This window comes from Gelidibacter sediminis (genome assembly GCF_004364975.1).
GTDB classification, from domain to species: Bacteria; Bacteroidota; Bacteroidia; order Flavobacteriales; family Flavobacteriaceae; genus Gelidibacter; species Gelidibacter sediminis.
This window is the reverse complement of sequence record NZ_SOBW01000008.1, coordinates 89398-111471: the sequence shown is the minus strand read 5'-3', so window position 1 is coordinate 111471 and position 22074 is coordinate 89398. Positions and strand designations below refer to the sequence as shown.

Here is a 22074-nt window from a genome sequence, read left to right as displayed (position 1 = left end):
GCAAACACTATTAATTTAGGTCACTCCTCTAATTTTTGGCAAAGGTACGGCTAATTTGCTAAGCATCGGTTTTCGTAACGTAAGTTTCTCTTAAAGCTCTTGCTAATTGATATATACATACGATTAATTATGTGCTATTTATATGTAAAAGCATACGATAACGGATTAAGTTGATTGGTGTTTACGTAAAAATTAGATGAGTGGCAGAGCATGATATCCTAAAAATCTTCAAAAATTGCAATCAAAAATAATAACCCACATTTTTTGACTAAATTTAGATCATCATCACATTTAAACTGGTGAAATCATTAACAAATATCCCCATCATTTTTGCAATCAAAACACCTTAAAATAGCGCAAAATTAGAGTCTGATTCAAATTATAGCATTACCTAATATAATTACTATGAAAACACACAAAATTTTTATTGCACTTACATTCTTTGTAACGCTCTCCTTCCCACTATCCAGTATTGCGCAGACCTATGCCCAAAATGGCATGGTCGTTTCTGACAATACCGTTGCTTCTCAAGTAGGCACAGATATCCTGAGAAAAGGAGGAAACGCAATTGACGCCTCTATTGCCACGGCTTTTGCTCTGGCGGTTACCCATCCGCAAGCTGGAAATATTGGTGGCGGTGGTTTTTTAGTTTATATGGACGCCAATGGAAAATCCACTACTATCGATTTTAGAGAAAAAGCACCCTTAAAGGCAACTCCAGACATGTTTTTGGATACAGATGGCAACCTCATTAAAGGCAGTAACCACGAAGGATTGAAATCCGTGGGTGTTCCCGGAACTGTCGCAGGTTTATATATGGCTCATCAAAAGTATGGAACATTGCCATGGAAAGATTTAGTTCAACCTTCTGTTGAGTTAGCAGCAAATGGGGTTGCATTATCATATACATTAGCAGAACATGCAAAAAATTTTGATGAAGGTTCGTATCCTCAATTTTTGAAGGATTATTATAAAAATTCCAAAGGAGAACTTATAAAGCATGGCGAAATATGGGTTCAGAAAAATTTAGCCGAAACCCTAAAACTAATTAGAGATAAAGGTAAAGACGGATTTTACAAAGGTGCTGTTGCCCAAGAAATCGCTTCGTTTATGAAAGCAAATGGCGGTATTATAACTCTTAAAGATCTTGAAAAATATGAGGCAGTAGAACGCGAACCCGTAATGGGAACCTATAAAGACTATGGTATTGTTTCAATGCCGCCACCAAGCTCAGGTGGTGTGGCGATTATTGAAATGTTGAATATTATGGAACAGGCAAATTTAGATTCTATAGCATTCAATTCCACCGCCTATGTCCATTTGGTAGCAGAAGCAATGCGCAGAGCGTTTGCTGATAGAGCGGAACATTTGGGCGATCCTGATTTTAATTTGGAAATGCCATTAGACCGTTTGACGTCCAAAGAATTTGCCAAAATGCGATTCGATAATATAGACATGCATAGAGCCTCTGTGAGCGACACTTTAAAATTTGGACAACTCTATGACGGGAAAAACACCACACACTTATCGGTGATTGACAAAGTTGGAAATGCAGTATCTCTAACCTATACTTTAGAACAATCTTACGGTTCTGGATTAGGGTCTCCAAAACTCGGTTTTATATTAAATAATGAAATGGGCGATTTCAATCCGCAACCTGGCTATACTGACAGTGGGTGGCTAATTGGTACCGATCCTAATATCATTCAACCAGAAAAACGAATGTTAAGCAGTATGAGTCCAACCATCGTTACCAAAGACGGAAAACCATATTTAATTATCGGAAGCCCGGGCGGGCGGACTATTATTAACACTGTTTTTCAAACCATATTGAACGTTATTGCATATGATATGCCAATCAAAAAAGCCATTGAAACTTTGAAGATTCATCATCAGTGGTTTCCTGATGAATTGATTTTTGAAACCGATTTAATGTCGCCAGATACTAAAAAAGCATTGGAGGGCATGGGACACATTGTTAAGGGTAGAGAAAATTTAGGCCGTTTAATGGGTATTTTAATCCCTTCTGACGGCAAGGTTTATATTGGTGCTTCTGATTCTTCAAGCCCAGATGGCGGTGCCGTCGGGTATTAAATAACTATAATACAATTTAGTGGGTGCTGACAATTTGTTGGCACCCATTTTTTTGAAATAGATATGAGTATATAAAAATAAAACTAAAGTAACTACGTGGTACCTAAAACACTAGGAAAAACTAAATAAAAAATAAATGTATAATGATGTTTTCTCCCATTTTAATATGAAGAAAAAATCTATTTAAAATACTGTTTCATTTTTTCTATAGGACTGCTTTCTCTATTTTGATACGCGTGTACCGAGCTACTTATTAGTAAGATCAAGGCTGCTACACTAGCAACATAAGTAATTGTTACAGCTTCATCATAATTGGCATATGCTATGGCTGCAAGTGCCCACACGCCTACCATTGCAAACTCGCGCATATTGCGGATCCATGTTACAATAAGATTGATTATTAATGCTATAATAATCATAAAAATGGTCCATGCTACAGCCGACATGCCAAAGCCGCCCCATCCTGTTTTAACGAGATATGCCGCTACATTAACAATACTCGCTACGGCTACCCATCCGCTATAAATCACAAATGGCCACCATAAAAAGGCAATGACAGGTATTGGTGCATCCCAAAGTTCCATCGCATTATTGATCACAATTTTAAGCAGTGAAAATAATAGTAGAAATATAAAAACACAAGACAACCCGGTGTATCCATAAATCCACAAGAACACCCACGCTGAGTTTGCAATGCAGGACACTACAAACCACCAACCAACTTTCAATACAAAATCATCATTTTTAACCTTAACAAACAGACTTCTGCCTTGGTACACCACAAATGCAATTAATAGTAAATAGATAAACCCCCATATAGCAAATGCATAACCCGCCGGCGTAAAGAGTGTATTTAGATTCTTAGAGACCTCACCAATAGTCGTATTGTTTAATAAACCTGTATTGGAAAGGTAATTTATAACAATGGTGCAGATCAGGGCAATGCCATTACTTATTTGAAGAAGTTTTTTCATAAGAATTGTTCCCCGTTATAGGAAAAGGTATAATTGCGTTAGAAGTCTGAGCTAAAATTACAAAATGCTCTTTAATAGCTTAGCACTTTTGATGGCGCTATTGACTCAAATAAATTCACGATATTGGAGCACCCTAAAATCGAAGGTGTTGAAATTGGGGTTCTTAGCCTTGAGATGCTGATATAACGGCATCCTACTAATGGAGATATTGGCAGCTCCTGAACCCGATGTGAGAGAGACGGTTTTAATGGTTCTATACTCAGAACTATTTTTAACTGTTGTTTTGGATTGAACTGGCAGTCGAAATTCATGTATCCGCGGTACTTCATTAGAAACCACTTGAAGTTTTAAACCGTAGGATTTAAGATGCTTTCTAAAAAAATATTCTGGACCGTTTTTGCTATTCCCACCAGTAAAAAGTAATGTGTCAATATTAGGAAAGTCTTTCAAATAACCAATAATATCTCGCAATTCAATATTGGACATCCCCAAATCAGATGCATCAATTTTTTCGCGCTCCGCGCTAGCAACAATATCACATATGCCAATTTTATGAGCAATTAAAAATGCTTTTCGTTGATCTACAGCTTCTTCTGAATTATCAAATCTCAAATTCAGATGATGTATTTTATCAATAAATAACCAAAGCGAATTATAATAACTTCCATAACAAAAATCGACATCCTTTTCTAACAGCTCCCCTACTGAAAACCGTGGTGGTGGCAATGTCCCTACAATAAGTTTTGTAGTATCATCATTTATAAATGGTGGATATGGATGTTGGTGTAAAAACATTTACAGTTGGGCTCTCATTTTCTCAACTTCAAGACTGGTCGATTTGTAAATCCGTTGGTTCATTTTGGTCATGTTTTGCATTTCCTCATGCAACTCATCCAAAACTACCTTCCCGTCGTTAATTTTGTCAATACTCAATAAAAATTTGGCAAACGCCAAACGTTCATTATAGTTGGAATAAGGCTTGTCAATATTTCTTAATTGCAATTCGGCTTCCACGGTTCTGCCCTCTTCGGCCAATGCCATACCATAGAAAAAAGGAATCTCTGACTTGTTAAATTCTTTGTGGTTTTCTAAAGCTTCGCCTAAAGCGATCACTTCATCAAAATTTTTGTTATAATAATAGGCCTTAACCATTTGGGTCTTTACATAAAATCCATTTTGAGTCTTATCTTCCAAAGCTTTGGCATAATGCTCAATAGCCTTGGTATAATTATGGGATGTCAAATAGGCATCAGCAAGATTTACTCTATTTTCATAGGTATCTGTGAATTCCAATTTTTTTTCTAACGCTCTGAGCTTTTTAGAAGGATCTATAATAGTTGTTAAGTTCTCTTGAATTTTTTCAGTATCACGTTTGGTAAATACTTGGGTGAGTAAATACACAATACACCCAATTAGAGGTAAAAATATAATTGCAAAAATCCAATAAAATGAATTTTTATGTTTGAATAGATGATAAATACAAAACCCTTGAAAGGCTATAATAAAATAATAGTACATCTGTTAAATTAAGATTAAAGTTCAAATATATCAGTTTGAAGTTGTAAAAAGTGAGTATCTTATCTTTTAATATTTTAACGCAATTAAATTATAAAAAATGGGAAAAGGAGACAAAAAATCGAGACGAGGAAAGATACAACGTGGCAGTTACGGTGTAAGACGTCCTCGCATTAAAAAAAGACCCACAACGCTTGAAAAAATAAGCATTGATAAGAAGTCTAAGCCTTAAAAAAGAACCATGGCTCAGGTAGTATGAGATGTCATTGCACTTTCAATACTAACAGGATACCATATGGCAATCCTAAACCATTATTCGTGACTATCTTGTGAAAACTAATTTATGTTCCGTTGAAAGCTTTTCGTGGAATCTATAATTCTCAAAGTCGAAGCCTTTTAAATCCTCAATATGCTCTGCATTAGTGTCAATGATATAACGCGTCATGAGTCCACGTGCCACCTTAGCAAAAATGCCAATGGTCTTATAATCGCCATTCTTTAATTCCTTAAAGTCGACATCAATTACAGGAACTTTTAGGGCTTTCTTATCTATAGCCTTAAAATATTCAACACTAGCTAAATTAATAAATACTTCGTTGTCGTCCAATTCATTATTAAGGGCATTCGTAATATCTTTTTTCCAATACTCGTAAAGATTTTTGTCCTTCCCGACACCAATTTTGGTACCCATTTCCAAACGGTAAGGCTGTATTAAATCTAAGGGTTTTAAAACACCGTACAAACCAGAAAGAATTCTCACTGTATCTTGAACCTTATCTATTTTAGATTTAGGTATGGTATATGCATCCAAGCCTCTATACACATCACCACTGAAAGCATATAAAGCCGGTCTGGCATTGTCTTTTGTGAAAGGCAATTGCCACTGCTGATTGCGTTCATAGTTGAGCTGACTCAAATCCTTAGAAATACTCATTAGTTCTGATAATGCTTTAACAGATTTTTTCTTGAGCAGCTTATTTAAGCGTTCGGATTGCTTTAAAAATTCAGGTTGGGTATGTTTTTCAGTGGGTAATTTGGTGTCAAAATCTAATGATTTTGCTGGAGATAATACAAGTTTCATAGTAATGCCAGCTATAGCAGGTTTTTTTATTAAAAGGTTATAACTTTTTTGATATTCAAAGTTACGACTACTTAATAGTAAACTCAAAGAAGAAAACTTAATAATACGCTAAAATTCTTCTTCAATATGACACCAAATTTTAAAGCAATTACTGACAATTACTCCAGCTCCATATCCTTATGTTTTGCGTAATGTTGCCATTTTGCAATACAGTCTTGAATATCTTGTGGCACTTCAGAATCAAAACTCATAAATTTACCTGTGGTAGGGTGTTCAAAACCAAGTGTTTTAGCGTGCAGGGCTTGGCGTGGCAGAATTTTAAAACAATTATCTACAAATTGTTTATACTTAGTAAAGGTGGTTCCTTTTAAAATTTTATCGCCTCCATAACGCGCATCGTTAAATAGCGTATGCCCAATATGTTTCATGTGCACTCGTATTTGGTGTGTACGTCCTGTTTCCAATTTGCAAGACACTAAGGTTACATAGCCTAACCGTTCCAAAACTTTGTAATGTGTCACGGCCGGTTTGCCTTTATCAGCTTCATCATCCAAATATACCGTATTTTGAAGTCTGTTTTTAGGATGTCGACCAATATTGCCTTCTATTGTACCTTCATCAGCATCAACGTTGCCCCAAACAATCGCAATATATTCTCGCTCACTAGTTTTATTGAAAAACTGCTTGCTAAGGTGGGCCATCGCTTCTTCAGTTTTAGCAATAACCAACAGTCCGCTGGTATCTTTATCAATACGATGAACTAAACCAGGCCTGTTGCTTGAATTGTTTGGTAAATTCTCAAAATGATAGGTTAAGGCATTAATTAAAGTGCCCGAATAGTTTCCGTGACCAGGGTGCACCACCATGCCCGCCTCTTTGTTAACAACTAACAAATCATCATCTTCATACACAATATCGAGCGGAAGATTTTCAGGCATCAAGAGGTATTCGTAAGGCGGATGTTCAAAAAGAACACGAATCTTATCAAAAGGTTTCACCTTGTAATTCGATTTTACCGGAAGGTCATTCACGTAAATACTACCATTTTTAGCGGCAGCTTGAATCTTATTACGCGTAGCGTTTTCTATAAAATTCATTAAATATTTATCAATACGCAGTGGCGTTTGACCTTTAACGACCGTAAAAGCGTAATGCTCATACAAATCGTCATCATACTGATCTTCTAAATCTGAGTTGGTATCTTCTATCATTAGTCGTTTATGCCTCTATTACCATTACCCAAAACCACATCAATTTTAGAGGTCATTGGGAGTAAATCGCCCGCGCTGACCGATTTACCTTCAAATGAAATGGATTGCACCTCATCTTTACCTATATCGTCAATATAAGATATTTTTCCAACTTCAAACCCGATAGCTTCTAGCGTAGGTTTTGCTTGGCGAAACGTACGTCCAACAACTTTAGGCACCTCAACTTTGCGGTATCCTGACGGATTTAAAATTAAATATATTTTTCGATCTTCCTTAACTTGAGTACCTGCAGTAGGATATTGCTCAATGACGGAGAATTTTGGGTAATTCGGGTTAAAGTTAGCGGAATCTTGAATTTCCATGGTCAAATCATGGTCCTTGATTTCCATTTTAGCAGTTTCAATAGTTTTTCCTGCTAGGTCTGGTACCGTAACAAAGCTTCCGTGGTTGGTCCTATAGTCCAGCCATTTTAACATTAAAAAACTAAACACTACAATTGCCACAACAGCAAGTAGAATTTGCATTAAAAAAACTTTACTCGTTAAAAATTTTATGAAACTCATGAACCTTAGTTATAAGTGGCAAATATATAAAAACACAACCGTTTTTTCTTTTGCTTTTATTGTGATATTTTTGTTTGTGAAGATACGGCTTCAATTCATGACTATCAAACGGTGGAGTTTGACAATTATTTCATGATGAATAACCTACCGCCGTCCTCATTAAACGGAACATAACCATTAATTAATACCATTCCTAAATTTACAGGAATAAGAGATGAAAAAAAACATTGCCATCATCATGGGAGGCTATTCGAGCGAGTTCGAAATCTCCCTTAAAAGCGGACAAGTAGTCTACGAAACGCTTGATCCTTCAAAATATAATGCGCACCGCATTCACATTTTTAAAGACAAATGGGTATATGTAGATGCGAACGATGAAGAGCATCCTGTTGATAAAAATGATTTTTCCGTGACCACTGCAAGCCAAAAAATCAATTTCGACTGTGTTTTCAATGCAATTCATGGTACGCCTGGAGAAGATGGTTTCATACAAGCGTACTTAGAGCTTGTCAACATTCCGCAAACCAGTTGTAATATGTACCAAGCGGCCCTTACGTTTAACAAACGCGATTGCTTGAGCACTCTGAAACCTTACGGCATTAAAACGGCAGAATCTTTTTATGTGAATCAAGGTGATATTATCGATGAAGAAGCCATCATTGCAAAAGTAGGTTTGCCCTGTTTTGTAAAAGCTAATAAAGCAGGAAGCAGTTTTGGCATCAGCAAAGTATATCAAAAAGAAGATTTTAAAAAGGCTTTTGAAGTCGCTTTTAAAGAGGATGATGAAATTATTATAGAGTCGTTTTTAGACGGCGTTGAAGTCTCAGTAGGCGTCATTACCTATAAAGGTGAAGTTATTGTTCTTCCTATTACAGAAATTGTGAGCAATAACGACTTTTTTGATTATCAGGCAAAATATTTAGGCCAATCGCAAGAAATCACACCGGCAAGATTAACCGCTGAGCAAGAAGAACAAGTGCGAAGTATTGCCAAACGCGTATACGAAGTACTAAAGATGAAAGGTTTTAGTAGAAGTGAATATATATTTAAAGATGGTGAACCTCATTTGTTGGAAGTCAATACTGTACCCGGGATGACCAAGGCCAGTATTTTACCGCAACAAGCTGCCGTTGCGGGAATCAGTTTGTCAGATTTATTTGGCAACGCCATTGAAGAGTGCTTAAAAGTTCGCACGTAGAGCTTGTTCCAGAAGAATTCTGAAAAGAATTGTATATTTGATTTACAAACCAAACTAAGATGCCCTCTTGTGAGGGACTGACAAAAGCTTGCCAATGAAACGCGCACTCTTTCCAGGGTCCTTTGATCCACTTACATTAGGACATTACGATATTATTAAACGTGGACTAAAATTATTTGATGAAGTGGTGGTTGCTATTGGCATCAATGCCGATAAGAATTATATGTTCTCATTAGAAGAGCGTCAAAAATTTATTAAGGAAGCGTTTAAAGATGAGCCAAAAGTAAAAGTAATGACCTATCAAGGCCTAACGATCGATTTTTGTAAAGAAATTGATGCGCAATTTATCTTAAGAGGCTTGCGTAATCCTGCCGATTTTGAATTTGAAAAGGCTATTGCCCACACCAACAGAAAACTATCCCGAATTGAAACCGTCTTTTTATTGACCGCGGCGAGTACATCTTACATCTCGTCCTCTATTGTAAGAGATGTGATCAGGAATAATGGCGATTATACGGTATTAGTACCAGATAGCGTTAGGGTGATAAAAAAATAACATTAGTGCTTTCCAGCTAAAATTGCAACAAAAAAGCATCGGAAATCAACAAAATATTTAAATTCTGAACATCACTGATGCTTTTCTTAAGTTGATTAATAGCACACATAATTTAACCATAAACTTATAATAATCAACATTTTATCGTTAAAAAACCAAAATAAAAGGACTAAAGGTGTTGATATATTATGACTATTAATTTTAAAAGTTGATATGTTCAAATTTCGCTTTTAAAATTTTCATTCGGCGGTGAAGGTCTTGAAGAAAACTACGGTGGGCTTCAGAATGTATATTGAAAGGACGATGTAAAAGTCCTTTTTGAATACTGTCAATTTCTTGCATGATCTCCGAAGCTTGATCAGAAATCCACACCATCCGAAACTTTTCCCATATATAAGTAATGGCTGTAGTGTTTGGATGTAGCATATCTTCAGCATAAAATCGGTAATCGCGGAGTTCGTCCATCATAATTTCATATGACGGAAAATACCATGTGTTAGGTGCTGCTGCAATAGTGTAATGAACTGCCGCAATTAAATGCGCTTTACTGCGTGTATTTTCGATATACCCATCTTTGATGTGACGTATGGGAGAGATTGTAAAGATTATGGTAACTGTAGGGTTTACAGACATGATGGCTTTACATATAGCCTGAAGACTTACAGTAATTTCCTCCACAGACAATAATGATTTTTGAAAGTTGGCCTGTGGTACTTTATGACAATTAGCTACCGGCAAATTAGTTGCTTTTTGGGTATAAGCCCAAGCAGTCCCCAAAGTAATTACCACATGACTTACGGCAGTTAGTTGTTGCTTTGTGACTTTTAGTTGTGTATTTAATTGCTGTAGTATTTCAGATTTTGAACTGTTACTCATATGAGAATGGGCATCGTAACAATGCCATTGCTCATTATAAAAAAAAAAGTCGTCGTCTATATACTTTTTATTTTGAAGAGCACTCACTACAAGCTTTTCTATTGCCTTTGGATGAAACAATACGCCAAATGGATTTTGCGTACTTTGAAATTTATAGTAGGCTAATTTATCCCCTATATTTTCCACAAAGCAAGAACCAAGCAACAGCACTTTAGACTGATAATCAATCTGATGATCTGTCCTTTTCTGGAGCGGGATTTGGGTTTGTAGTTTCATTTTTTTCTGGTAAAGCGTTACATGGTGTGTTTTACTGCTTTTTTTTGCGAGATACAAGCATTATGGGATTCCAGTGTTTTTTGATGAATACAGTGTTATGTGATTCTTCGTACCTCGGAATGACAAAAAGATCTCTTGCTTCAGAATGCCAATTGAAAACCGCAAACTGAAAACTACCAACTGTAGACTGCCAACTGAAGACTGCCAACTGAGGACTGCCAAACAATAATGTTGTCTATTAATAATTGCTTCCAATTTTTATGACACCGTATCTTCTTTTAATGAATACGGTGTTATGTGATACCTCGTACCTCGGAATGACAATTATAAATATTATCATTCCGCAATACCTAAATCAATTATTTCAAATATGCCTTGGCAGCTTCTAAAGCTTCATCAATACCTCCAGGATTCTTACCCCCAGCAGTAGCAAAGAAAGGTTGGCCACCACCGCCACCTTGGATATATTTACCCAATTCGCGCACAATAGTACCAGCATTCAAACCTTTACTCGCGACCAATTCTTTTGAGATATAACAAGACAAGAGTGCTTTACCATCATTCTCAGCCGCAAACAACAAAAATAAATTCTCGTACTGTTGTCCTAATTCGAACGCTAAGTCCTTGATTCCAGATGCATCCAAGTCGATTTTTTTTGCTAGAAATTGAATACCGTTCACGTCTGTCAATTCAGTTTTAAGATCGCCCTTTAAATTTTTGGTCTTATCTTTTAACAAGACTTCTATCTGTTTCTTTAAATCTGCATTCTCAGATTGTAAATTTTGAATGGCTTTTAAAGGCTCTTGGGCGTTGTTCAACAGGCCTTTAATTTCAAAATAAGCCCGATTATGATCTTGGTAGTAATCCTTAACCGCATCATTGGTGATGGCTTCAATCCTACGAATTCCTGAAGCTACCGCGCCTTCTGAAAGAATTTTAAAATACCAAATATCGGCTGTATTCTTGACGTGTGTGCCACCACACAACTCGAACGATTTTCCATAACGCACTGTTCTGACCGTATCACCGTATTTTTCTCCAAAGAGCGCTATTGCCCCTTCATCAATTGCCTTTTGCATTGGGATGTTGCGCTGCTCTTGCAGTTGCAGTTTGCCCTCAATTCGTGCGTTGACAAAATCTTCAACATCACTCAACTCTTCTGCAGTCATTTTTGAAAAATGTGAGAAGTCAAAACGTAAATATTTTGAATGTACTGCACTTCCTTTTTGTTCTACATGTTCTCCTAAAACTTCACGCAAAGCTTGATGCAATAAGTGTGTGGCCGTATGATTTGCTTCAGTCCGTCTGCGTTGTTTTTCATCAACAGACGCTTTAAAAGTAGCATTGAGATCTTTTGGTAATGTCTTTGTCACATGAATGCTGACGTTATTTTCTTTTTTGGTATCCAAAATATACACCACGTCACCATGACTGTCTTCCAAGTAGCCCTTATCGCCTACCTGTCCGCCTCCTTCCGCATAAAACGGCGTTAAGTTGAAGACCAATTGGTACAATTCGCCGTCTTTTTTAGAAATGACTTTTCTGTATTTAGTGATTTTTACAGTCGCTTCAAGGACGTCATAACCAATAAATTCCTGGTCATTATCTTCCAACAAAATAATCCAGTCTTCCGTAGACATTTCGCCAGCAGCACGAGAACGGTCTTTCTGTTTTTTCATTTCGGCTTTAAAACCAGTTTCATCCAATTCCAAGCCCTTTTCGCGCAAAATCAAGGCTGTCAAATCGATTGGAAAACCGAAGGTATCATAAAGTTCGAAAGCTTTTTCACCTGAAATAGTTTTGGAAGTCGATTCTTCAACTATTCTATTTAACAAGACCAATCCTTGATCTAATGTTCTTAAAAACGATTGCTCTTCTTCCTTGATCACATTTTCAATCAACTGTTTTTGTGATTTCAATTCTGGGAAAGCATCGCCCATTTTTTTGCTCAACACATCTACCAATCTGTAGATAAATGGTTCCTTCTGATCTAAAAAGGTAAAACTATAACGAATAGCTCGCCTTAAAATTCGGCGAATAACGTAACCGGCGCCTGTATTGCTTGGTAATTGCCCATCGGCAATAGAGAAGGCAACGGCACGCACGTGATCTGAAATTACACGAATGGCAACATCTACCTCTACATCTTTTCCGTAGGTTTTATTTGCAATAGTCTCTATCTCGCGAATGATTGGGGTGAATACGTCGGTATCATAATTTGACTGTACGCCCTGCAACACCATACACAAACGTTCAAAGCCCATCCCTGTATCAATATGATTTTGTGGCAAATTTTCTAAAGAACCATTCGCCTTTCTATTGTATTGCATAAATACGAGATTCCATATCTCCACCACTTGGGGATGGTCCATATTCACCAAGATTTTACCATCTACTTTCGCCTTTTCCTCAGCCGATCGGATATCGACGTGAATTTCGCTACATGGACCGCACGGACCTTGATCGCCCATTTCCCAAAAGTTATCCTTTTTATTGCCCATCAAAATACGATCTTCAGAAATAAACGATTTCCACAGATCATAGGCTTCCTGATCCATTGGCAGATTATCTTCTTCACTACCTTCAAAGACAGTGACATAAAGAATATCTTTATCAATACCATATTCTTCAGTCAATAATTCCCAAGCCCAAGCAATTGCTTCTTTCTTAAAATAATCGCCAAAACTCCAATTGCCCAACATTTCAAATAAAGTATGGTGGTAAGTATCATAACCTACTTCTTCCAAATCATTATGCTTCCCTGAAACCCGTAGGCATTTTTGACTGTCCGCAATTCTTGTGTTTTTGGGTTGTGCATTTCCCAAGAAATACTCTTTAAACGGTGCCATTCCTGAATTGACAAACATCAAAGTTGGATCGTCCTTTAGCACCATAGGCGCAGAAGGGACAATATCATGTTGTTTATTCTTAAAAAAGGTCAAATATTTGGAACGTATGTCTTGAGATTTCATGCTAATATTGGTGTCTTGATAATCTTCAAAATGGTTAGAGCCTGCAATTAATCACAAATTTGTTTTAAAGTTTGTAGATCACGCGACCACATTCGTCAATTATCGTTTTAGTTTTACTAAATTTACAATTAAAATATTTTGTAGTTTTGTTCGTTTGGTTAATGTTTAAAGACTTTTTAGTGTCAATTAACTGTGCAAAAATAGTATAAATTAGGTAATGAGTAAGGTAAAATATTATTACGATTCCGAAACCCTCTCTTATAAGAAAATTGAGCGTAAAAAGAGAAATACGCTCAAGTACGCGTCTGTCTTTATTTTGGCTTCAGCACTCTTTGCTTTTCTTTTTGTTTCAATTGCAAGTCAGTTTGTAAAATCGCCCAAAGAACGTGCTTTGGTTAGAGAACTACAGCATATGGAACTCCAATATCGATTGTTGAATAGAAAAATGGATGAAGCCCAGGCTGTACTTGCGAATGTAGAAGAAAGGGACAATGCTATTTATCGCTTATATTTTGAAGCGAATCCAATCCCAGAAGAACAACGAAAAGCTGGTTTTGGAGGAATCAATCGCTATAAAAGTTTGGAAGGCTTTGACAATTCAAAAATCATTATTGAAACCAACAAACGTATGGACATTTTGCAAAAGCAGATTGTTGTACAATCCAAATCTTTAGATGAAATTGCAGTATTGGCTGCAGATAAAGAAAAATTCTTATCCTCCATTCCTGCCATCCAACCGGTGAGTAATGAAGATCTCACTAGAATGGCTTCAGGTTATGGCTATAGAACGGACCCCTTTACGAAAGTTAGAAAATTCCACTATGGTATGGATTTTACCGCGCCGCGGGGCAGCCCTATTTATGCCGCTGGAGATGGAGTGGTGACAAGAGCAGATAATACTGCAACAGGTTATGGCAACCACATTAGAATTGACCATGGTTATGGATATGAGTCATTATATGCACATCTTTACAAATACAATGTACGCGCCAATCAAAAAGTAAAGCGTGGCGATTTAATTGGATTTGTAGGTAGTACTGGTCGTTCAGAAGCCCCGCATTTGCATTATGAAGTGTGGAAAGACAATGAGCGCATCAATCCTATCAATTTCTATTATGGCAATTTATCTGCGGAAGAATACAGCAATTTATTAGAACGCGCTTCTTTGGAAAATCAATCTTTAGACTAATATGCACATTGACCTACCCGAAAAAAGATATTATGGCATAGGTGAGGTGGCGAAGGCCTTTAAGGTCAACACGTCATTAATCCGTTTTTGGGAGAAGGAATTTGACATTCTAAAGCCTAAAAAAAACGCTAAAGGTAATCGGAAATTTACTCCAGAAGATATTCAAAATCTTAAATTTATTTACCATTTGGTAAAAGAGCGTGGCTTTACATTAGAAGGTGCCAAAACCCATTTAAAGGAAGATAAAAAACAGGCACTCAATACTTTCGAAATTATCAGTAAATTAGAAGGTATAAAATCTCAACTTTTAAAAATTAAATCTCAACTTTAAAAACCAACTTATTATGAAAAAATGGCTTATTCCTGTAATAATCATCGGCTTAATTATAGTAGCACTATACTCTTGGGGTAAAAACTTCAACAACACTGCCGTTGAACTGAGAGAAACTGCTACGAGAAGCTGGGGTGATGTAGAAAGCAGCTACCAACGCCGTAATGACCTTATTGGCAATCTGGTTAAGACAGTACAAGGGGCGGCAGATTTTGAACGTGGCACTTTAACTGACGTTATTGAAGCGAGAGCTAAAGCAACGTCTACAACTATTGACGCCAGCAACTTAAATGAAGCAAACATGGCACAATTTCAAGAAGCTCAAAACGGATTGAGTGGTGCCTTATCTCGATTATTAGTCTCTGTAGAACGTTATCCTGAGTTAAAAGCCAATCAGAATTTCTTAGAATTGCAATCGCAACTAGAAGGCACTGAAAATAGAATCAACGTCGCTAGAGATCGTTTTAACGAAGCTGTAGAACCTTACAACAAGCATATCAAAACGTTCCCAAATAGTATTTTGGCAGGACTCTTCGATTTTGACGATATGAGCTATTATAAAGCTGATGCTGGCGCAGAAAAAGCACCAGATGTAGATTTCGATTTCAAATAAAAATAACACCTCCTCTCTCATTGCTTTACTGGAGAGGGGTTACAATAAATAAAATGCATGTCTAAAATAGAAGATTTTCTAACAGCCGAAGAAGAACGCCAAGTAGTTGACGCTATCCGAACGGCTGAGAAAAACACCTCAGGAGAAATTCGTGTACACCTTGAAAAAACCTCTAAAATTGACGTCTACGAGCGTGCTTTAGAAGTGTTCCATATGCTAAAAATGGACACTACTAAACTTCAAAATGGCGTTTTAATCTATGTTGCTGTAGAAGACAAGACCTTTGTTATATTTGGTGACGAAGGTATTAACAATGTGGTTGAAGATGATTTTTGGGAAAGCACCAAAAACATCATGCAAGGGCACTTTAAAAGAGGCCATTTTAAACAAGGCTTAGTAGATGGCATATTAAAAGCCGGAAAACAATTGGAAACTCATTTCCCTTGGGAAATGGACGATCAGAATGAAATTTCTGATGATATTTCCATTGGTTAACAGCTATTTAATGCCACTCAGCTAATCTGAAAACTTCTCTGTGAGCTCAGAAATTTAAGAACTTGCAATTAAAAAGACATAAACAAGTATGCAATCAGCACTCAAAAGTCAAGAACTATTATACATTAAGAATAGCGTTATTAAACGCTTTCTTTTTAGTGTATTGATGACGATGTGTGGCATACAGACTGGTTTTACTCAATTTACCATTCCTGAGAAACCCTCTAAAATAACAGAGCAAACCAGTGTTTATCAATATACACCGCTCTTGTCTGAGAGTGAAAAGAACAGCCTAGAGCAAAAATTAATTAGATATTCAGACACTACATCCACTCAAATCGTAGTGGCAATAATTAGTTCTACCAATGGTGAAAACATCAACTATCTCGGTGCACAATGGGGGCATGAATGGGGTATTGGACAAGCCAAAGAAGACAATGGTATTTTAATATTATTGGCTAAGGACGACCGTAAAATTGCTATCAACACTGGTTATGGTCTGGAGCATCTCCTTACAGACGCCATGTCTAAACGCATTATTGAACAGGACATCATTCCATATTTTAAACGGAATGATTACAACGGTGGACTCCATCGTGGTGCCGATGCAATTTTTGAAGTGATGACCGGCGAATATCAAGGCACACGTCAAGTTAACACTACTTCTGAAGGGATTCCTGTCGGGTTTATGTTTATGCTTTTTGTGGTGTTTATGATTATCATGATATCCATTTCGAAAAACAAGAGAGGCGGTGGCGGTAATGGCCCAGGAAATAACCGAGGAAACGATTTCAGCATATGGGACGCCATTATCTTAAGTAGTCTTGGTCGGGGTGGCCTCGGCGGCGGTTCTTCTGGCGGTGGATTTGGTGGTGGTGGCAGCTTTGGCGGCGGCGGATTCGGTGGCGGCTTTGGCGGCGGTGGATTTGGCGGTGGCGGTGCTTCTGGAGGATGGTAGGTTTCAGTACTCAGTTTGCAGTCTGCAGTAAGCAGTAAGCAGTTCTCAGTAAGCCACCTAAAATCTTCTTGTTGACCTATCTAGTTTAAAATTTTTCTATACAAAATAATAAATTTAACTTTTAGTCGTCTCTCTGTGTAACTTTGTGCTCCTCTGTGAAGCTCTGTTTAATAACTTGTTCAGTTGGCAGTCTTCAGTTGGCAGCCTTCAGTCTACAGCAAAGATTCGCATGCAATACTCAGCTTATTACAAAGTAATATCAGCTTTAGTAATTTACATCATAAAATGCATATCCCCACCTCTACTTTCACCTTTAGGGCCTAAACTGTTGAATTTCCAACTAAAACTCAGCATAAAATACTGCTCTAAAACGGTGCTCTCAGAATCCTGAATAAAATTTTCGGTAGTGGTACGTTGCGCATTGGTATTCTGATTTAACAAGTCGTACACTTTTAATGTAATGGTGCCATTGTCTTTAAGCACAGAATATGCTAAGGTTGCATTCCAAAACCATGCACTATTTTGAAATCCTCTGGCCACATTGGGATTATACATATAATTGATGTCATTTCGCCATTCTAATTTATCAGGAAAAAATGTAGCTGTTTGAATTCCTAAATTATGGCTTACAAAATTCCGATCGTCCAAATCGTCTAGTTCATAACGCGTTTTAGTAAAGGATAAGCGGTAATTTGGTCTGATTTCGAAGAGTTTCTTCCAAGCATATGTAATGTCTAAATTAGGATATACTCTCGTGCTTTTGGTAGCATATTCAATGCCATTATTAAAATTAACTTGCTCACCCATATTACCAGAAAGCCCAAAGCGCACTTTCACGGTTTGCAATGAATCAATTTTAAAATCCTTGCTCATGCTAGACCCTAGAGACATATAATAATTTCCATCAACATTTGTATACGTGGTATTTCTGACAAAATTTTCATCTACGGTAGTTTTTGACACTACCTTATCATTCACGAAGTTAATATTGCCATACATATAAAAACCAGTACGTTTTTGAAAATCAAAATTATTATATCCAAAATTGAGTCTGTGTTCTTTGGATGGTCTCAAATCTGGATTTCCCGTCACCGTGTTCAATGGATCAGAAACATCTTGAAACGGCTGTAATTGAGAGATGGACGGAGCGTCATTATCAAAATCGTAATTAAACCTCACAGATGATTTAGGATTGAAACGGTAGTTCATATTCGCATCCAAGTCTAAAAAATCAAATGATTGTTTCAAACTCAATTCTGGTCTCAATCTATCTGAATTCTCAATGGACCTGTTGGTATAGCCAGAACCTATTCTAAAGGACATTTTATCATCGTTGTAAACAAGTCGGATATTTGGACTATGGCTTTGATTTTTATTCGTAAAATCTGTACTTAACTCCGTATTGAAATCTTCATATGCCTGTGTGTCCGTATCAAAATTGAATGTACTTCTAACATTCTTGCGGTTGTTAGAACCAAATCGATATCTAAAATCAAGGAACCATTTTTTGGCTTCTAAAGGCAAACGATAGGTCACTCCAGTATTAAGATTATTTGATTTGGTATCACCATCCGTAAATTGTTTTCTTATAATATCTTCGGGATTATCGCCATAGATATTAGTCTCAGAATTTAAAAAATCCTCAGAAGTTGCATCGTTCACATCTACGTTAGCATACATTCTTACAAATGCACCTTTACTTCCAAAACGTTTGGTAAGACTTAAATTATTGCTAAAATTTTTCCCCACATTTTCAACAAAAGATGCGGTTTCAGACTGATTGGTAAGTACATCGTTTTCATCTCTAGACGACTCTTGCCTTTCATAAGTGGTATTTGAATTTGACAATCGGAAGGAAGGCCTAACATTAACCATAAAAGTGGAATCAACTTTAATATCAAATGACATGTTAGCACTATGGCTATCTGTAGAATTATCTGAATTAGAAGCCGAATTTGTAAAGTATCTAGAGGTAGGTAAAATATTCTCTCGTTGTGATTTTGTAGCGTTTGAGGATTGACTTCCGGAATAAAAATAATCGCCTGAAAAATCGTTGTCTTTACCCAATTCATCGGCATAATTGGCACCAGCAGTTTTTGAAGTCGTAATGCCTTGTCCGCCACCAAATGAACGGCCGTCAATAACAAAAGAATTATTTCCACTCATAGACATGCTTCTGACACCACCAAACATTTTACGAATTTCGCCAAAACTAAAACCCGAAGAATTGATATTGTTACCGCCAGCCAACACACTAAAGCGTTTTTCGTTATCAAAAATATTAACCAATCCGGCATATTCATAACGCTTACCTGTACCGCTCCCTGCCGAAACACGACCAAAAACACCTTTGTTATTTTCTTCCTTAATGGTGAGGTTTATCGTTTTAGTATCTCCATCTCCTTTCTCGCCACTAAAAGCTTCTGCCTTAGATTTTGTGTCCGTAATTTGAACTTTCTCTATTAATTCTTTGGTGAGGTTCCGAGTAGTAATGGTAGGATCGTTACCAAAAAAAGGTTTGCTGTTTACATAGATCTGACTAACAGACTTGCCATTAACTTTAATACTCCCATCCTCATCTACTTCTACTCCTGGTAGTTCCTTTAGCAAATCCTCCACATTGGCATCCTTTTTCGTTTTAAAGGAGGCCACATTAAATTCTAGAGTATCCTTTTTAATGGTAATGGGAGCGCGTGACCTAATGACCACTTCTTCTAAAAGATTGGCTGTTTTAAGTTGAATGGTATTTAGTGTAATTGGATCTTTGGAGATGTTTACAACCCGCGAATAAGATTCGAATCCTACATAAGAAATAGTGAGGTTCAGTGAATCTTCATAGGTTGAATTATCTAAAACAAATTCGCCGTTTTTATCAGAAATTGTATAGGTAATTAGTGTAGAATCTTTAAGTGTCTCCAAATAAATGGTTGCCGATTCTAATGGTGTTTGATCGTCTTCAATAATTATTTTTCCAGAAATTTTGAAGGTAGTGCCTTGAGAAAATGAGATGCACGCGCATAAGCACGCTAGAATGCAAAGATATTTATTCATGATTTTGATTGACGCTTAAATGACCGCCAAAGAAACACAAAATCTGAAGAAAACCCTCACATTTTTAGCACAAATGCACTCGTTTAGATCAATACTCTATTTTTTTCGCATGTAAATGCTAATAGGAACCCCATGAAAATCAAATTCTTCACGTAGTTTATTCTCTAAGAAACGTTTGTAAGGCTCCTTAACATACTGTGGTAAATTACAGAAAAACGCAAACTGGGGCTGCGGTGTTGGTAATTGCATGATATATTTTATCTTAACAAACTTACCCTTTAGAGCTGGTGGAGGGTAGTTTTCTATAATAGGCAACATAATCTCATTAAGCTTGCTTGTTTTAATTTTCTTGGTACGATTGTTATATACCTCAACGGCAGTTTCAATAGCCTTAAAAATACGTTGTTTGTTAAGCACAGAAATAAAGACAATTGGAACATCAGTAAAAGGTTCCATTTCCTTACGGATTTGTTTTTCATAGTCTCTCGCTGAATTGGTCTCTTTATCAACTAAATCCCACTTGTTAACCAACACAACAATTCCTTTCCTATTGCGCTCTGCCAACCAAAAAATGTTTTGTACTTGCCCGTCAAATCCACGAGTGGCATCATGTATTAAGATACACACATCACAATGTTCTATGGCTCTCACACTACGCATTACTGAGTAGAACTCAAGATCTTCCTTTACTTTAGATTTACGGCGGATTCCCGCAGTATCAACTAAGTTAAATTCAAATCCGAATTGATTATATTTTGTATCGATAGCGTCTCTTGTGGTGCCTGCAATATCAGTAACTATATAACGGTCCTTACCAATAAGCGCATTTATAAATGACGATTTTCCGGCATTTGGTCTCCCAACAACAGCAAACCTTGGCAAATCACTTTCTTCAACTTCAACATGTTCTGGCAAAGCCTTAACAACAGCATCCAACAAATCTCCTGTTCCGCTACCATTAATACTAGCAATTGTAAAATATTCGCCCAAACCTAATGCATAAAATTCTACGGCATCTTCAGCACGCTTGTTATTATCCACTTTGTTTACAGCCAAAAACACAGGTTTGTCTACCTTTCTCAATAATGCAGCTACATCCTCATCCATACCCGTAACACCGGTTTCTACATCAACCAAAAAGACAATTACATCGGCCTCCTCAATAGCAAGCTCCACTTGTTTATCAATTTCTGCTTCAAATACATCATCACTGCCCACAACATAGCCCCCTGTATCAATTACAGAAAATTCACGTCCGTTCCATTCTGATTTTCCGTAGTGTCTATCTCTTGTCACACCGCTTACGGCGTCAACAATGGCTTCCCTGCGCTGAATTAAACGATTAAATAAAGTTGACTTCCCTACGTTAGGACGCCCTACTATGGCTACTATATTACTCATGTCTATTAAATTGTTTGCAAAGGTAGTGTTTCCTTATTAAAAAAAAAGGGTATTTTTCAGCGCATTAAATTAAAACTATGCCTATTACAAATGAGATTGTGTTAAGTCCACGCTTTAAAAAGTCTTTAAGTTGTAATCATGAGATAGCCCTCAAAGCTTTTGAGAATCTGAAGATTACAAATTCCACCTATAAAATTGTTCGGGTAGATGATCATGTATTTATACGGTTACCCAACCATGAGCAGCAATTCTGGTCGCCGCAATTGCATTTAGAAATTAATGAAGTAGATGAGCACACGGCTATGCTTCATGGTTTATTTGGGCCGAACCCAACAGTTTGGACCATGTTTATGTTTCTTCATTTTATTGTTGCGGGACTTTTTATCGTTTTTGGTATATGGACCTACAGCAATTGGGCGTTAAACACCCCATATGGCATTCAACTTGGGGTAACATTACTGATGATAATTGCTTGGTTTGTGCTCTATTTTGCAGGACGCCATGGAAGATCAAAAGGTAAAGATGAAATGCATAAACTGTATAATTTCATGAATGCAACACTCACTGACAATGGTTTGATTTAATGTGATGGAGGTTTAAGGTTGGGCTTGAGGTATGAGGTTTCAGGTTATGACACAGCGTCTCGAAGTGATGCCAAAATTCCACAGTGTGCTGTATGTATATCTTGTCCATAAATAAACTGGGCATATAGCACTATTG

At 37.0% G+C, this 22074-nt stretch carries 20 protein-coding genes; 10 read left to right on the top strand and 10 right to left on the bottom strand.

Going from position 1 to position 22074, the window contains the following annotated elements; translation table 11 throughout:
* Positions 1-405 precede the first annotated feature (405 nt).
* The gene (gene ggt / locus BXY82_RS07130; RefSeq protein ID WP_133757519.1) at positions 406-2094 is read left to right on the top strand and encodes a gamma-glutamyltransferase; all 1689 of its coding nucleotides are present in this window, start codon (positions 406-408) and stop codon (positions 2092-2094) included.
* 179 nt (positions 2095-2273) lie between these two features.
* On the opposite strand, the gene BXY82_RS07125 is transcribed toward ggt, so the two are convergent.
* The 3 genes from BXY82_RS07125 to BXY82_RS07115 form a co-directional block, all read right to left on the bottom strand.
* Complete coding sequence (locus BXY82_RS07125) at positions 2274-3068, bottom strand: tryptophan-rich sensory protein (RefSeq protein ID WP_133757518.1); 795 nt, start codon at positions 3066-3068, stop codon at positions 2274-2276.
* 105 nt (positions 3069-3173) lie between these two features.
* Positions 3174-3863 carry a uracil-DNA glycosylase family protein gene (locus BXY82_RS07120; RefSeq protein WP_133757517.1) on the bottom strand — a complete coding sequence of 230 codons (690 nt, stop codon included), beginning with the start codon at positions 3861-3863 and terminating at the stop codon, positions 3174-3176.
* Complete coding sequence (locus BXY82_RS07115; protein WP_166643267.1) at positions 3864-4469, bottom strand: hypothetical protein; 606 nt, start codon at positions 4467-4469, stop codon at positions 3864-3866.
* A gap of 214 nt (positions 4470-4683) precedes the next feature.
* Here BXY82_RS07115 and BXY82_RS07110 point away from each other — a divergent pair, with 214 nt between their 5' ends.
* A complete protein-coding gene (locus BXY82_RS07110) occupies positions 4684-4815 on the top strand; it encodes a 30S ribosomal protein THX (RefSeq protein WP_133757515.1) in 132 nt (43 codons plus the stop codon).
* 90 nt (positions 4816-4905) lie between these two features.
* On the opposite strand, the gene yaaA is transcribed toward BXY82_RS07110, so the two are convergent.
* From yaaA to BXY82_RS07095, 3 genes are all read right to left on the bottom strand, one after another.
* Positions 4906-5664 (bottom strand): peroxide stress protein YaaA, encoded by a 759-nt coding sequence (yaaA, locus tag BXY82_RS07105; protein ID WP_133757514.1) that lies wholly within the window; start codon positions 5662-5664, stop codon positions 4906-4908.
* 158 nt (positions 5665-5822) lie between these two features.
* Entirely contained in the window at positions 5823-6875 is a 1053-nt protein-coding gene (locus BXY82_RS07100) for an RluA family pseudouridine synthase (RefSeq protein WP_133757513.1), read from the bottom strand.
* Entirely contained in the window at positions 6875-7399 is a 525-nt protein-coding gene (locus BXY82_RS07095) for a PASTA domain-containing protein (protein ID WP_317128574.1), read from the bottom strand. The genes BXY82_RS07100 and BXY82_RS07095 overlap by 1 nt, the downstream gene beginning before the upstream one ends.
* A 253-nt stretch (positions 7400-7652) precedes the next feature.
* On the opposite strand from BXY82_RS07095, the gene BXY82_RS07090 reads away from it, so the two are divergent.
* Both BXY82_RS07090 and coaD read left to right on the top strand, forming a co-directional pair.
* Positions 7653-8636 carry a D-alanine--D-alanine ligase gene (locus BXY82_RS07090; RefSeq protein WP_133757511.1) on the top strand — a complete coding sequence of 328 codons (984 nt, stop codon included), beginning with the start codon at positions 7653-7655 and terminating at the stop codon, positions 8634-8636.
* Between the two features lie 94 nt (positions 8637-8730).
* A complete protein-coding gene (gene coaD, locus BXY82_RS07085; protein WP_133757510.1) occupies positions 8731-9192 on the top strand; it encodes a pantetheine-phosphate adenylyltransferase in 462 nt (153 codons plus the stop codon).
* A 201-nt stretch (positions 9193-9393) separates the two neighbouring features.
* On the opposite strand, the gene BXY82_RS07080 is transcribed toward coaD, so the two are convergent.
* Entirely contained in the window at positions 9394-10344 is a 951-nt protein-coding gene (locus BXY82_RS07080) for a GSCFA domain-containing protein (protein WP_133757509.1), read from the bottom strand.
* Positions 10345-10703: 359 nt separating this feature from the next.
* The gene (alaS, locus tag BXY82_RS07075) at positions 10704-13316 is read right to left on the bottom strand and encodes an alanine--tRNA ligase (RefSeq protein ID WP_133757508.1); all 2613 of its coding nucleotides are present in this window, start codon (positions 13314-13316) and stop codon (positions 10704-10706) included.
* A gap of 217 nt (positions 13317-13533) precedes the next feature.
* Between alaS and BXY82_RS07070 the strand changes: the two genes are divergently transcribed.
* From BXY82_RS07070 to BXY82_RS07050, 5 genes are all read left to right on the top strand, one after another.
* Complete coding sequence (locus BXY82_RS07070; protein WP_133757507.1) at positions 13534-14505, top strand: M23 family metallopeptidase; 972 nt, start codon at positions 13534-13536, stop codon at positions 14503-14505.
* A 1-nt stretch (position 14506) separates the two neighbouring features.
* Positions 14507-14836: a MerR family transcriptional regulator gene (locus tag BXY82_RS07065; RefSeq protein WP_133757506.1), complete on the top strand. Its 330-nt coding sequence runs from the start codon at positions 14507-14509 to the stop codon at positions 14834-14836.
* 13 nt (positions 14837-14849) lie between these two features.
* Complete coding sequence (locus BXY82_RS07060; protein ID WP_133757505.1) at positions 14850-15449, top strand: LemA family protein; 600 nt, start codon at positions 14850-14852, stop codon at positions 15447-15449.
* Positions 15450-15506: 57 nt separating this feature from the next.
* A complete protein-coding gene (locus BXY82_RS07055) occupies positions 15507-15944 on the top strand; it encodes a TPM domain-containing protein (RefSeq protein ID WP_133757504.1) in 438 nt (145 codons plus the stop codon).
* A gap of 166 nt (positions 15945-16110) precedes the next feature.
* Positions 16111-16902, top strand: a complete 792-nt coding sequence (locus tag BXY82_RS07050; RefSeq protein WP_208293698.1) for a TPM domain-containing protein — start codon at positions 16111-16113, stop codon at positions 16900-16902.
* A 273-nt stretch (positions 16903-17175) separates the two neighbouring features.
* Here the strand turns inward: BXY82_RS07050 and BXY82_RS07045 are convergent, their stop codons facing one another.
* Complete coding sequence (locus BXY82_RS07045; RefSeq protein WP_133757503.1) at positions 17176-19953, bottom strand: TonB-dependent receptor; 2778 nt, start codon at positions 19951-19953, stop codon at positions 17176-17178.
* Positions 19954-20049: 96 nt separating this feature from the next.
* Positions 20050-21354, bottom strand: a complete 1305-nt coding sequence (der, locus tag BXY82_RS07040) for a ribosome biogenesis GTPase Der (protein WP_133757502.1) — start codon at positions 21352-21354, stop codon at positions 20050-20052.
* Between the two features lie 77 nt (positions 21355-21431).
* Between der and BXY82_RS07035 the strand changes: the two genes are divergently transcribed.
* The gene (locus BXY82_RS07035) at positions 21432-21938 is read left to right on the top strand and encodes a GTP-binding protein (RefSeq protein ID WP_133757501.1); all 507 of its coding nucleotides are present in this window, start codon (positions 21432-21434) and stop codon (positions 21936-21938) included.
* The last annotated feature ends 136 nt before the right edge of the window (positions 21939-22074 follow it).